Below are 12,575 nucleotides of genomic sequence, written 5' to 3' on the forward strand. Positions count from 1 at the left end.
ATAAAAATCATCAGCGAAATCATTTAATCATTAAAATCAGCGGTTCAGAAACTTTTACTCATCCAACTCTGCAACAGTATCACCGCAGATATCGTATCCACCAACTCTTTATTCTGCCTTGCCTTTTTACCCATGCCACTTTGGGCAATGGTTGCCGATGCCATTTTGGAGGTGAAGCGCTCATCCAGCATTTCTACGGGAATTTCGGGGAAAGTTTTTTTGAGCAGGTTTACAAACCCTTTTACATGGGGTGCCGATTGCGATGGTGTATTATCCATCTGCTTTGGTTCACCAACAATGAAGCGTTCCACCGGCTCGGCTTGCAGGTATTTTTTCAGGTAGTCGATAATTTTCAGGGGGTGGACGGTATCCAGCCCGGTAGCGATGATCTGCATCGGGTCGGTAACCGCAATACCGATGCGCTTGGTACCATAGTCGAAAGCCATTACTCTCATTTAAGTAGTGCGTTTTAAGTGCTGTGTTCTGAGTTGTACAAAAGTATAAGTATAGTCGGGTTTAATGCATTAAATTAAAACCTCAACCCAAAACTCACTACTTAAAACTAAATTCACTAATTTGCACCAATGCAGTTTAAGCAAATTACCGGGCAAAGCGCTATAAAGCAACGTTTGATCACCTCTGTAAACGAGAACAGGGTGAGCCATGCGCAGCTTTTTTTAGGGCCCGAAGGTAGCGGAAGCCTGGCCCTGGCCGTTGCTTACGCGCAATATTTAAGCTGCGAGGATAAACAGCCCGACGATTCCTGCGGTGTATGTTCCAGTTGCCGCAAGTACCAAAAACTGATGCACCCCGACCTGCACTTTTCTTATCCAACGTTCGGCACACCAAAAGAATCTTCTATCGATTTTATTGAGCAGTGGCGCACGGCCTTTACCGAAAACCCATACCTCAGCTTAGATACCTGGCGGGGGTATTTAGATTCGGGCAATAAACAGGCTAATATCAACATACTGGAGTGCCACCAGATCATCAAAAAACTCAGCTTTAAACCCTTCGAATCGGTTTACAAGGTTCTGATTTTATGGCTGCCCGAATATTTGGATAAACAAGGCAACGCCCTGCTAAAAGTGATTGAAGAGCCGCAGCCCAATACACTGTTCTTGCTGGTCGCGCAAAACCAGGACCAGATCCTGAACACTATCCTCTCGCGTACGCAACTCATTAAAATTCCGTGTTTAAATTTCGATGATGTTAAAAATCATCTCATCGCGCAGCACAACCAAACCGAAACCGCCGCCGCCGAAATTGCCTACTTAAGCAATGGCAACATGACCGAAGCACTGGGCATGTTACAACAGGACGCAAAAGGCTACCATAACCTGTTTGTACAATGGCTGCGTTTGTGTTTTGGAAACAAGGGGCTGGAAGTGTTGAGCTTTGTAGATCAATCCTCCAAAATGGGGCGCGAGAACCAAAAGAATTTTTTGCGCTACGGCATTAATTTTATCCGCGAATGCTGTTTAATATCGGCAGGTGCCGAAGGAATGGTACATTTACCGGATCAGGAACTGGATACGGCCCGTAAAATGGCCAAAGTGATGAACATCGCACAGTCGGAAACCATTATAGACGAGCTGGAAAAGGCTCATTACCATATAGAACGCAATGCTAACCCTAAGATCTTGTTTTTAGATGTATCTTTGCAAATTATAAAAGTACTAAATTTAAAAATCGTCCCTCCGGGGAATCATTATATACCGAATTAATTATGGGATGCGGAAGTTGCTCAACAGGGGGCGGTTGCTCACCTGCAGGCTGCAAAAGTAACGGCAGTTGCCTTACTAACGGTTGCAGCAAACTGGATGTACACGATTGGCTATCGCATATGGATATGCCAAACAATTATAAGCCCTTTAGTATAGTCGAAGTAAAATTCAAAGGCTCGCGAAAGGAATTCTATCATAATAACGACAATATTTACCTGGAAGCGGGCGAACTGGTAGCGGTTGAAACCACCACCGGTGGCTACGATATTGGCCACGTATCTATCACTGGTGAGTTGGTGCGGATGCAAATGACCAAGCGCCACGTAAAAGAAGCCGATGTGGTAAAAAAGATCTACCGCCGCGCAACCCCTGCCGATGTGGACAAGTGGAAAATGGCCAAGGATATGGAGTGGGAAACCATGCACAAATCGCGCACCTTAGCTTTAGAGTTGAAGCTGAGCATGAAGATTAGCGATGTGGATTACCAGGGCGATAAAACCAAGGCTACCTTTTATTATACGGCCGAAGGCCGCGTAGATTTCCGTGAGCTGATCAAAAAAATGGCGGAGAGTTTCCGTATCCGTATAGAGATGCGCCAGATTGGAATGCGCCAGGAAGCAAGCCGCTTAGGTGGTATCGGCTCATGTGGCCGCGAACTTTGCTGCAGCACCTGGCTTACCGATTTTAAGACTGTATCAACATCTGCTGCGCGTTACCAAAACCTATCGTTAAACACGCTTAAACTTGCCGGCCAGTGCGGTAAGTTAAAATGCTGCCTCAACTACGAGCTGGATACCTACATGGATGCGCTGAAACACATTCCAGATAATGTAAACTTCCTGAAGACCGAAAAAGGCGACGCCCGTTTGCAAAAGACCGATATATTTAAAAAGATAATGTGGTTTGCTTACCCGCGCGAAGAAGCATGGATCCCCTTGCCGATAAGCCGCGTAAAGGAAATTCAGCAAATGAACAGGGACGGTGTTTTGCCGGAAGACCTGGGCGAAATTGTTGAGGTGGAAACAACTCCGGTAAAAGTATTGGATTACGAAAATGTTGTTGGCCAGGATAGCCTTACCCGTTTGGATGAGCGCCGCAATGCCAATAAAAATAAGAACAAAAACAAAAGCCGCAATAAGGGCCCAAGGCCGGAAGGGCAGTCACCCGCACAAGCCGGACCGCGCCCCGAAGGTAACCGCCAGCCAAACAACGCGCCAAAACGCGAAGGCGGCCAGCAGGCCGGCCCAAGGCCCGAAGGTGGTAACCGCCCTGAAGGTAGCCGCGGCAATAACCCAAACCGCAGGCCAAACAGACCAAGGCCAAATCCTAACAACCCCAATAATCCAAACCGTAACAACAATAACCCACCCCCAGCAAGGCCGGAATAATGAAGCGGACGTTTAATTTTGTTTTGGTTGCATGTGTTGCCCTTAGCTCTTTTTTGATGCAGGGCTGCACAGACCCGGCTGCTGTTTTAGATCAAAATTCGGAGATAAGCAACCATAACTGGGCGTATGTAAACCGGGTTAAGTTTGATGTGAAGATAGCTGACGAAACCCTGCCTTATAATCTTTACCTAAACCTGAGGGTTGGGGGCGGATACCGGTACTCAAACATATACGTGCTTCTGTTGCAAAAACATGGCAGTAAAACAGCTAAAACCCGTTACCAGTTTCCATTAGCGAACCCGGATGGGGAATGGCTGGGCAGCGGCAGCGGAAACCTATACAGCTACCAGTTGCCTTTACGCAAACAATATAAATTCCCCGCTAAAGGCGTGTACCACATTGAGATAGAGCAAAACATGCGCGATAACCCTCTGCACGAGGTGAGCGACGTAGGCTTGCGGGTAGAAAAAGCGCAGTAAGCACACTTTTTTTTCATACGCCGGGGTAAAGCCATTTCATGTTTTTATATTAGTTGCTTAAACCTATTACTTTAAGCAATGAAAAAACTTGCCATATTACTCTTCTTCACCCCCTTATTTGTAAAAGCGCAAATTGCCGATAGTGTTAAATACGCCGGCTCGGTAAAATACTATACCAAAATTATTGCCGATAAACCCGGCGACGCCGAAGCTTACTATAAACGGGGAAGCGCCAAATCAAAGCTTAAGAGTTACCAGGAAGCAATAAAGGATTTTGACAAAGCAATAAGCCTTAACCCAAAATACCAGGACGCCTTTATTGATCGCGGTCGCGCTAAAGACAACCTGGAAGATTACAAAGGCGCCATTGCCGATTACTCTGCCGCCATCCTGATCAAACCAACCGCGATTGCTTATTACGAACGCGCGGTTACCAAAGCCCACATGGATGACCATAAAGCCGCTATACTCGACTTTGATAAATCCATCGCGCTCGACCCGAACGATGAAGACGCCTATAACGAACGCGGCGTGGAGAAAAAAATACTGGAAGATTATAAGGGCGCTATGGCCGATTATGCCAGGGCCATTGCCATAAATCCTACCGGGCCAAACCCCTACTATAACCGTGGTATTGCAGAAAACATCACCAAAAATTATACCGCAGCCATGGCCGATTTTAACAAAGTTGCCACACTAACGCCCGAAGATCCGGATGTTTATTACAGCCGCGGTAATACCAAACGCTATACAAAAAATTACCAGGCAGCTATTGATGATTATACTACCGCCATTAAGCTCTCTCCCGATTTTATAAACGCTTACAATAACCGCAGCGTAGCCAAATATAACCTGAAAGATTATGCCGGTGCCATTGCCGATGCAGACAAGATCATTGCGCTCGACCCTAAATATGCCGATGGATACTATAATCGCGGGCTGGCGCAGGATGGGCTGGCAAATTACAATGATGCCATTGAAGATTACACCAAATACATAACGCTTACACCAAAAGAGGCCGACGGATACTTTAAAAGAGGGACATCAAAGTTAAACCTCGACGACGATAATGGCGCGGTGGAGGACCTGAACAAGGCTATAGTTATTGATAAGGAATATGCCGATGCCTACTATAACCTCGCTCTTGCAAAAAAATCTCTTGGCGATTATAAGGGGGCCATAGAGGGCTACACCAAATACATTGCCCTGGAACCAAAAGACGGCGATGCCTTTAATAATCGTGGTAATGCAAAACGCCTATTGGGGGATACCACAGGGGCTTGCGCAGATTTTAGAAAAGGCGTAGAATATGGTAATACACAAGCCGTGGGAAACCTTGCTAAATATTGTAAGTAGTCTGGTTTAGTTTACAGCGTAATCGGTAGTTATTTTACTGAAAGAGCCCAACTCCTTGCCCGAATCTGAGGTGCCCGCGGCACCATTATTGGTAATGGTATACGATACGGTGTTCTCGGCGCCCGAGTTCTGGATCTCTAAATGCAATACGCCGCCTACAACCAGGCCCGTTGTAAACTCATAAGTGCCGCTGCTTACCGTTTTGGTATCGATAGCCGAGTTTACGGTTTCATCTGCTTTTGTGGCGGACAGCTTTACCGTAAATGCCGCCGTAGCGGTTACGGTAACTTTTATATTATGCGGGACCGGTGCAGCGCTCCCACTTTTTGAACACGATGATATAAAAAAGCAGCCAACAAGGCTTAGCAGGATAAACGCGTATTTCATAACCAGATCTATTTTGAGAAAATTTAAACATGTAAATATGCTGATTGTAGTTTAAGTATACCAACAAAAATTACCTTCATGAAACAAATAATTTCTTACCTCGTAATTATGTTAGCTGCGGCGCTGTTGTTTTTCACAGCGTGTAAAGGAAACACCGGGCAAACCGGCGGGGCTCAGGCAGATTCGGGGCAAACACACGTTGGCAACTCGGGCCCGGCAGATAGCGCCGGCTACAAAACCAGCCCAACCGAAACCGGCGGGAAAGATACCAGCGGCAATGGCAGCGGTACCATTAGGGCGCCAAAGGATACACTGAAAACAAATCCATAAAAATTTACTGCTGACCTGGCGGATAAAATAGCTACTTTAGGTATTCCTAATATCCTGTCATGAATAAGCTATTCGCCTTCCTTTTTATAATCCCCGCATTCGCTTCGGCACAAAACGCCCAACTAAAAACCACGTCGGCCGATAGCCTTGAAGCCGTGAAAGTTGTGGACTTTTACACCAAAGACATTGCCGATTATCCCAACGAAGCAGATGGGTATTATCAGCGCGGCCACGCCAAAATAACCCTTAAAGATTTTAACGGCGCGCTTATAGATCTTAATAAAGCGGTGAGTTTAAAAATAAATTTCGACCGGGCCTATGTGGACCGCGGCCGGTTAAAAGATGTTTTAGGTAAATACGACGGCGCCATTGCCGATTATGACCAGGCCATCTCTATTAAACCTACCGCTGTTGCCTACTATAACCGCGGGCGGACTAATTTCATCTTGAACAACCTCCCGGCGGCCCTGGCAGATTATGATATGGCGCTCGCGCTCGACCCCAAATACAAAAATGCCTACATCGAAAGGGGGCAATTAAAAAAAGAAACAGGCGACAATAAAGGCGCCATTGCCGACTATGATGCCGCAATTGCCATTGATGCTAATAATGTTGATGCTTTGAACGCCCGCGCCGAGGCAAAGAGCGCTATTAATGATGCCAAAGGCGCTGCGGCAGATTTTGCTCGGTTGCTAAAAATAGCTCCGGCCGATGCTTATGTTATTCGTGGCCGCGCCAAGTATAAAATAAAGGACTATTCTGGTGCTGTAGGCGATTACACCAAGGCTATTCAATCAGATCCTCAAAACTTTATAGCTTATTTCAACCGCGCATTGGCTTTTGATAATTTGGGGCAGTTTACTGCCGCTATTGCCGATTATACCGAGAACTTAAAAATTAACGGCGCAGGCTTTAGCGCTTACGAACAACGGGGTAATGATTATTTAAAAACAGGCAATTACAAAAGTGCTGTTGATGATTACGACAAGTGTTTGTCCATTGAATCTGTTAGTACCCGTGTATTATTTAATCGGGCCTTTTGCAAGCGCAACTTGAAAGACTATGCGGGCGCCATTGCTGATTATAGTAATGTAATTTCCGTCGACCCTAAAAATGGTGAGGCTTACAATAATCGCGGCTTTATAAATCACCTGCTTAAAAATGATGCCGCCGCTTGCCCCGATTTTAAAAAGGCGCTCTCTTTGGGTAATAAAGCAGCTGTAGAGAACGCACTACATTTTTGTCGGTAATTTTCTTTAGACCTGCATCGGCTGCGGTACCACCAATACTTCAAAGGATACACTGGAGAAAAAGCGATAGCTTACCTAATTTTTCGGGCTATTTATAGTCGCCGAGCTTGTTATACCATCCCACGTCAGTCGCGTCGGTAATGGTGAAAATGTTATGCTTAATTTCGGAAATGTAAAAAGTATAAAACGGAGAAAGGTGCATACCTGTCCCCGACCCAGTAACAATATTAGCTTCAAATTGTAAGCCCGGCCCATACGTATGCTTAGTTAAAAATACAGTGTCTGTTTTTGCGCCAATCGCAAAACTTCCTACATCCTGTATATTTTCACTATTTAGTTGCCCGCTCATCATTGTAAACACGACCATGCTTTTAAAATTAACCGAACTGCCGTTACGCAATTCATAGCTTGTAGTGCCGGGATATATCCTTATTTTTTTGAAAAAACACTTTTTCCTTCAATGAGTAGCGATACCGTGTACACTCCTCCTGTCTGGTAAATATGACTGCTTGTTACCGACTGTTGCCCATCGCCGTAATCTACCAGGTAATTGGTAGTATTTACACCGTCTGTTTTAAAATCTACCCGTTCGCCTATATAGTAATTAATTCTGTCTACAGTAAAGGTAGCATTGTAGTTTACTGGCAGCTTGCTGCTGTCATCTTTTTTACAAGCAAATAACAATACCAGCATACAAGTATAGATAATAGTAGTTCTCTTTAACACAGTGATAATGGTTTAGAATTTTTCTCTAAAATAAAAGGAAAAATCAGAAGTTCATATATTTTTCCCTGTAGAGACAATACACCAGGGAAATCGCTTTTAAAATGTGGTGGTTAACAGGAGGCACCTACGGAGCCAATTTCGTTGCTTAATTATTTGTACAAACAGGTTACTCCTCCGGAGTTATAGACAAATGAGTTCGTAGTTCCGTAGGAACTTCCTGTTTATAGCATCATTCAAAATTTTTTTTGGCTCCGTAGGCGCCCCCTGTTTTAAAAGAGATTTCTCTGGATAATACACTTTACCTTTTTTTAGTAATATTAAATTTACTACATTCGTTTTGCTAATTTTTTTATCAAAATGGACGGTGTTATTTTGGGTGTTGCGGGCGTAGTTTTTGTGGCAGGCCTGGTTTTCTTCTTTATTAAAAAGCGGCCCGAAGGACTTATTTCCGCGGATGAATTTGCTGTGGTAAAATCCGAAAATGAATCGCTTAAAATTTCCCTCGCTATCGCCGGGCAGAAGACTGCCGGGCTGCAGTCCGAAAAAGAAAACGTTACCAAACTGCTAAAAGACGAGCAAAACCGTTTGCTGGATGAACTTTTGTACGAACGCACCCAACTTGCCCAGGCAAACCAATCCTTAGAATCGTCCCGCTCCTATTTTAAGGCCCAGCAGGAAAAACTTGCCGAACAAAAAGCCGATATCGAAAATACCCGCAGCCATTTTCAGAAAGAGTTTGAAAACATCGCTGAAAAGTTACTAAAAGAAAAATCGCGTGAGTTTACGGATGTAAATAAGTTGAGCATAGATACCATCCTTAACCCGCTAAAAGAAAACATCAAAGCCTTTGAGGAAAAAGTAGAGAAGGTGTACAAAGCCGAATCGGACGAGCGCAACGTGCTGAAGGGGGAGATCTCTAAATTGATGGATTTGAACAAACTCATCAGTACCGAAGCATCAAACCTGACAAAAGCCCTAAAAGGCGATAATAAAAAGCAGGGCAACTGGGGTGAGGTGATCTTAGAAAAAGTTTTAGAGCGCAGCGGACTTGTACGCGACAGAGAGTACCGTACACAAGCCAGCCTGAACCACGCGGACGGCGGCAGGTTGCAGCCCGATGTGATTATTGACCTCCCGGATGAAAAACATTTAATAATTGATTCTAAGGTCTCCCTAATCGCTTACGAGCGGCTGGTGAATTGCGAAACAGAGCAAGAGCGACGTTTGTTTTCCAAAGCACACGTGGAATCTATTCGTGGGCACGTGCATGGGCTGTCATCTAAAAACTACCACGACCTGTACCAGGTAAACTCGCCCGATTTTGTTTTGCTTTTTGTGCCGATAGAATCTTCATTCAGCTTTGCGGTGCAGTTGGATGCCGATCTGTTCAACGATGCCTGGGATAAGCGGGTCGTTATTGTTAGTCCGAGTACTTTATTGGCCACGCTGCGCACCATAGCCAGTATATGGAAACAGGAACGCCAAAACCGCAATGTACTGGAAATTGCCCGCCTCAGCGGCGAGATGTACGATAAATTCGTGGGTTTTGTTGGCGATATGGAAGGCATCGGCAAAAACATTAAACAAAGCCAGGACAGTTACGATAAGGCACTCAACAAACTCACCGATGGCCGTGGTAATTTAACCGTGACAGCAGAGAAAATTAAAAAGCTTGGAGCGAAGGCGAATAAGCAGATAGATGTGAAGTATATTGGGGATGAGTAGGAGAGCCCGTTAACTAATACATTACCACCATGTCATTGCGAGCGCAGCGCGGCAAACTCAGCCTGCCCGCCACGCAGGAACATGGATTTATTTAAAATAGTTTATGAAAATAAAGTTACATGAATACTATGTGTACATCGTAACCAACCATTCTAACAACGTGCTTTATACAGGTATGACTAATGATTTAAAAGAGCGGGTTCTCCAACATAAGGAAAAAGCTAATTCAGGATTCACAGCCCAATATCAATGTAACAAGCTTGTTTACTTTGAAGAATTTCAGTGGGTTAATGATGCTATTGCCCGAGAAAAACAAATAAAAGCAGGTTCAAGAAAAAAGAAGATTGATTTAATAATTTCTATGAACCCTGATTGGAAGGATCTGAGTGATGGTTGGTATGACTAAGTTAAAAAATTCAAAGGACAAACATCCGGTACTTGCATGGTTGCTTGTCCTATGAGGTTGCCGCGCTACGCTCGCAATGACAAAATTTTTATTTGTAACTGCTAATTGATTAGTACTTACTACTCGCCTGCTTTAAACGCATTCCACCCCTGCGCTTTTAACGGATGCACGTTGCCACTTTTGGTGATCAAATTACAACCGGCATTTGGCTCGGTAATGTAACCGATGATTGTAAAATCCATTTTAAATTTTATCTTATCGTACTCGGCTTGCTTTACGGTAAATAGCAGTTCGTAATCTTCGCCGCCGCTTAGGGCGCACACGGTAGGGTCGAGGCCAAATTCGCGGGCGGTTTCGTAGGTCATCGGGTCTATGGGGATCTTTTCTTCGTAGAGGTTGCAACCTTTGTCGCTTTGCTTGCAAATGTGCAATAGCTCCGAAGCCAGGCCGTCAGATACATCTATCATGGATGTTGGTTTTACATCCAGTTCTTTTAGCAGGTCGATGATGTCCTTACGCGCCTCGGGTTTCAGCTGGCGTTCTACAATGTAATCCTTGCCTTCCAGGTCTGGCTGAATGTTGGGGTTTTCTATGTAGACCAGTTTCTCACGCTCTAACAATTGCAAGCCCGTATATGCACCACCCAAATCGCCGGATACGCAGATGAGGTCGCCTTCTTCGGCGGTGTTACGGTAAACGATATCCTTTCCATCGGCATAGCCCAAAACGGTTACACTAATAACCAACCCTTGTTTGGATGCGGTTGTATCGCCGCCTATCAAATCCACATTGTAATTATCGCAGGCCAGGTAAATACCTTCGTACAATTCTTCAATAGCTTCCAGCGGGAACTTGCTGCTCATACCGATAGAAACCGTTACCTGGCTGGCGGTACCATTCATGGCATAAATATCACTCAGGTTTACCTGTATGGCTTTATAGCCAAGGTGCTTTAAAGGCGTGTAAGCCAAATCGAAATGGATTCCCTCCAAAAGCATATCGGTAGATACCAGCAGTTTTTTGCCGGCATGATCCAACACCGCGGCATCGTCGCCAACGCCTTTAATGGTGCTTTTTTGAGTAAGCTTTATATTTTTAGTAAGGTGGCTTATTAAGCCAAACTCACCTAATTCTTCTAAATGGGTACGTTCCTGGTTCTCAAACATATTTTATTACAAACCACAAAATTACCAATAATAAATTAATCCCCTTAGTGTTAGCGCTGATTGTAACATTTACCGTACATAAAACTATTTAACACACGGTTAATATTTAAGTAATATTTTTGCTTATCTAATAATATCTATATGAAAAACAGAAAGTTACTTATCTATTTAAGCCTGGGGCTATTACTCATAGCCGGTTGCGCCAAGGATTACCGCGGCGGAATTACTGTAGACCCAGCCCCACCCATTGAAGTTGTTGTACCAAAACCATACACCATTACCGAGGGTTTTGAAACCGGCAGTAAGTCTGGATACCTACTTGCTGACGCTAAGTTAAATACCGGCATCTGGAGCCTGGACGATGCTTTAATCGGTAGTTTACCGGCTGACCTTAAAAACGGTTCGAAGTCCATAAGGCTAAAAAACGGCAATCTTACTATGAAATTCGATGTTGCCGGTGTAACGCAGATAAATATCACCCATGGTAAATATGGTAGTGATGCTAATCAAACCTGGCAATTACTGATGTCGGTTGATAGCGGTAAAACCTACACACAATTAGGAACTGACGTTAATGAAACCAACACTACACTCGTTACCGATTCATTTAAAGTAGAAACCACTAAAAAGGTTCGCTTCCAAATAAAAAAAATAAGCCTACCAACTGCTACCGCACGCACCAATATTGATGATATTACTTTTAAAGGCATGGGCGATGCAGGCATTATAGTCGGCGGCAGTACAGATAACAGCGGCGCCGATACCACAACTACTACAAGCCCGCCAACTGCCGAACGCGGCGTAACCACGGGTGTAGATGCACAGCCCGAAAGCGGTGATAACAGCAATTTGCTATTCGGTAATCCATCCGGTGCACAGCCTAATGTGGTTATGCTTAATGATTATTTGATAGACCAAAAGTATTACGTAGAATCTTACAGCAGCACGAAAGGAACACCAAACTGGGTAAGCTGGCATATTGATGCAACTACCATTAACAACGCGGCGCCACGTGTTGATAATTTCGCAGGTTTTAGTGGCTTAGACGCGAGTTTTTACCATGTAGAAAGCAACAGCTATCAAAATTCCGGTTTCGATAGGGGCCACAACTGCCCTTCTGCAGATCGTACCAGTTCTGCAAATGCCAACTCGGCTACTTTTTTAATGACCAACATGATCCCTCAGGCACCAAATAATAACCAGCAAACTTGGGCAAACCTGGAAAATTACCTGCGTGCACAAGTGGTTGCCGGTAACGAGGTTTATATTGTAATGGGGGCTTACGGCACAGGTGGTACAGGTAAAAACGGCGCGGCCACTACCATTAACAACGGGCATGTTACGGTTCCAAGCAATGTTTGGAAAATTGCTGTGATCGTTCCGATAGGAGATCGCGATGTTAGCCGTGTATCTGCCACTACCCGCGTAATTGCGGTTAATACACCAAATATTAATACGATAAATACTGATTGGAAACAGTACCGGGTAACCGTTCGCGATATAGAAAAAGCTACCGGGTATAATCTGCTGAGCTCTTTGCCACAACCTGTACAGGATGCTGTAGAAACTAAAAAGGATAATTTGTAAGTTATCCTTCTCCACGCGTCATTACGAAGTACTAAGCAATCTACATAT

The 12,575-nt window shown here is 44.5% G+C and carries 14 protein-coding genes; 9 read left to right on the forward strand and 5 right to left on the reverse strand.

Going from position 1 to position 12,575, the window contains the following annotated elements; translation table 11 throughout:
• Positions 1-44: 44 nt before the first annotated feature.
• On the reverse strand, positions 45-455 hold the full coding sequence (gene ruvX, locus ABIX36_RS19395; RefSeq protein WP_348083827.1) for a Holliday junction resolvase RuvX: 411 nt from the start codon (positions 453-455) through the stop codon (positions 45-47).
• Positions 456-584: 129 nt separating this feature from the next.
• On the opposite strand from ruvX, the gene ABIX36_RS19400 reads away from it, so the two are divergent.
• The 4 genes from ABIX36_RS19400 (at position 585) to ABIX36_RS19415 (ending at position 4,950) form a co-directional block, all read left to right on the forward strand.
• Entirely contained in the window at positions 585-1,727 is a 1,143-nt protein-coding gene (locus ABIX36_RS19400) for a hypothetical protein (RefSeq protein WP_348083828.1), read from the forward strand.
• Between the two features lie 2 nt (positions 1,728-1,729).
• Complete coding sequence (gene ricT, locus ABIX36_RS19405) at positions 1,730-3,115, forward strand: regulatory iron-sulfur-containing complex subunit RicT (protein WP_348083829.1); 1,386 nt, start codon at positions 1,730-1,732, stop codon at positions 3,113-3,115.
• On the forward strand, positions 3,115-3,594 hold the full coding sequence (locus ABIX36_RS19410) for a gliding motility lipoprotein GldH (protein ID WP_348083830.1): 480 nt from the start codon (positions 3,115-3,117) through the stop codon (positions 3,592-3,594). The genes ricT and ABIX36_RS19410 overlap by 1 nt, the downstream gene beginning before the upstream one ends.
• A gap of 78 nt (positions 3,595-3,672) precedes the next feature.
• On the forward strand, positions 3,673-4,950 hold the full coding sequence (locus tag ABIX36_RS19415) for a tetratricopeptide repeat protein (RefSeq protein ID WP_348083831.1): 1,278 nt from the start codon (positions 3,673-3,675) through the stop codon (positions 4,948-4,950).
• A 6-nt stretch (positions 4,951-4,956) separates the two neighbouring features.
• Here ABIX36_RS19415 and ABIX36_RS19420 read toward each other — a convergent pair whose 3' ends face one another.
• A complete protein-coding gene (locus tag ABIX36_RS19420) occupies positions 4,957-5,337 on the reverse strand; it encodes a hypothetical protein (RefSeq protein ID WP_348083832.1) in 381 nt (126 codons plus the stop codon).
• 78 nt (positions 5,338-5,415) lie between these two features.
• Here ABIX36_RS19420 and ABIX36_RS19425 point away from each other — a divergent pair, with 78 nt between their 5' ends.
• Together ABIX36_RS19425 and ABIX36_RS19430 are read left to right on the forward strand one after the other, a co-directional pair.
• Entirely contained in the window at positions 5,416-5,667 is a 252-nt protein-coding gene (locus tag ABIX36_RS19425; protein ID WP_348083833.1) for a hypothetical protein, read from the forward strand.
• Positions 5,668-5,726: 59 nt separating this feature from the next.
• The gene (locus ABIX36_RS19430; RefSeq protein ID WP_348083834.1) at positions 5,727-6,917 is read left to right on the forward strand and encodes a tetratricopeptide repeat protein; all 1,191 of its coding nucleotides are present in this window, start codon (positions 5,727-5,729) and stop codon (positions 6,915-6,917) included.
• Between the two features lie 88 nt (positions 6,918-7,005).
• On the opposite strand, the gene ABIX36_RS19435 is transcribed toward ABIX36_RS19430, so the two are convergent.
• On the reverse strand, positions 7,006-7,284 hold the full coding sequence (locus ABIX36_RS19435; protein WP_348083835.1) for a hypothetical protein: 279 nt from the start codon (positions 7,282-7,284) through the stop codon (positions 7,006-7,008).
• A 62-nt stretch (positions 7,285-7,346) separates the two neighbouring features.
• Complete coding sequence (locus ABIX36_RS19440) at positions 7,347-7,643, reverse strand: PKD domain-containing protein (RefSeq protein WP_348083836.1); 297 nt, start codon at positions 7,641-7,643, stop codon at positions 7,347-7,349.
• Between the two features lie 357 nt (positions 7,644-8,000).
• Here ABIX36_RS19440 and rmuC point away from each other — a divergent pair, with 357 nt between their 5' ends.
• Together rmuC and ABIX36_RS19450 are read left to right on the forward strand one after the other, a co-directional pair.
• On the forward strand, positions 8,001-9,368 hold the full coding sequence (gene rmuC / locus ABIX36_RS19445; protein WP_348083837.1) for a DNA recombination protein RmuC: 1,368 nt from the start codon (positions 8,001-8,003) through the stop codon (positions 9,366-9,368).
• 103 nt (positions 9,369-9,471) lie between these two features.
• The gene (locus ABIX36_RS19450; protein WP_348083838.1) at positions 9,472-9,774 is read left to right on the forward strand and encodes a GIY-YIG nuclease family protein; all 303 of its coding nucleotides are present in this window, start codon (positions 9,472-9,474) and stop codon (positions 9,772-9,774) included.
• Positions 9,775-9,893: 119 nt separating this feature from the next.
• Here the strand turns inward: ABIX36_RS19450 and thiL are convergent, their stop codons facing one another.
• Positions 9,894-10,940 (reverse strand): thiamine-phosphate kinase, encoded by a 1,047-nt coding sequence (thiL, locus tag ABIX36_RS19455; protein ID WP_348083839.1) that lies wholly within the window; start codon positions 10,938-10,940, stop codon positions 9,894-9,896.
• A 141-nt stretch (positions 10,941-11,081) separates the two neighbouring features.
• Between thiL and ABIX36_RS19460 the strand changes: the two genes are divergently transcribed.
• Entirely contained in the window at positions 11,082-12,527 is a 1,446-nt protein-coding gene (locus ABIX36_RS19460) for a DNA/RNA non-specific endonuclease (RefSeq protein WP_348083840.1), read from the forward strand.
• The last annotated feature ends 48 nt before the right edge of the window (positions 12,528-12,575 follow it).

Source organism: Mucilaginibacter sp. (genome assembly GCF_039925265.1).
In the GTDB taxonomy this organism is placed as follows: domain Bacteria; phylum Bacteroidota; class Bacteroidia; order Sphingobacteriales; family Sphingobacteriaceae; genus Mucilaginibacter.

Coding starts and splice junctions, on each gene's coding strand:
- ruvX (WP_348083827.1), bottom strand. CDS start 455: ATGAGAGTAATGGCTTTCGACTATGGTACCAAGCGCATCGGTATTGCG.
- ABIX36_RS19400 (WP_348083828.1), top strand. CDS start 585: ATGCAGTTTAAGCAAATTACCGGGCAAAGCGCTATAAAGCAACGTTTG.
- ricT (WP_348083829.1), top strand. CDS start 1,730: ATGGGATGCGGAAGTTGCTCAACAGGGGGCGGTTGCTCACCTGCAGGC.
- ABIX36_RS19410 (WP_348083830.1), top strand. CDS start 3,115: ATGAAGCGGACGTTTAATTTTGTTTTGGTTGCATGTGTTGCCCTTAGC.
- ABIX36_RS19415 (WP_348083831.1), top strand. CDS start 3,673: ATGAAAAAACTTGCCATATTACTCTTCTTCACCCCCTTATTTGTAAAA.
- ABIX36_RS19420 (WP_348083832.1), bottom strand. CDS start 5,337: ATGAAATACGCGTTTATCCTGCTAAGCCTTGTTGGCTGCTTTTTTATA.
- ABIX36_RS19425 (WP_348083833.1), top strand. CDS start 5,416: ATGAAACAAATAATTTCTTACCTCGTAATTATGTTAGCTGCGGCGCTG.
- ABIX36_RS19430 (WP_348083834.1), top strand. CDS start 5,727: ATGAATAAGCTATTCGCCTTCCTTTTTATAATCCCCGCATTCGCTTCG.
- ABIX36_RS19435 (WP_348083835.1), bottom strand. CDS start 7,284: ATGGTCGTGTTTACAATGATGAGCGGGCAACTAAATAGTGAAAATATA.
- rmuC (WP_348083837.1), top strand. CDS start 8,001: ATGGACGGTGTTATTTTGGGTGTTGCGGGCGTAGTTTTTGTGGCAGGC.
- ABIX36_RS19450 (WP_348083838.1), top strand. CDS start 9,472: ATGAAAATAAAGTTACATGAATACTATGTGTACATCGTAACCAACCAT.
- thiL (WP_348083839.1), bottom strand. CDS start 10,940: ATGTTTGAGAACCAGGAACGTACCCATTTAGAAGAATTAGGTGAGTTT.
- ABIX36_RS19460 (WP_348083840.1), top strand. CDS start 11,082: ATGAAAAACAGAAAGTTACTTATCTATTTAAGCCTGGGGCTATTACTC.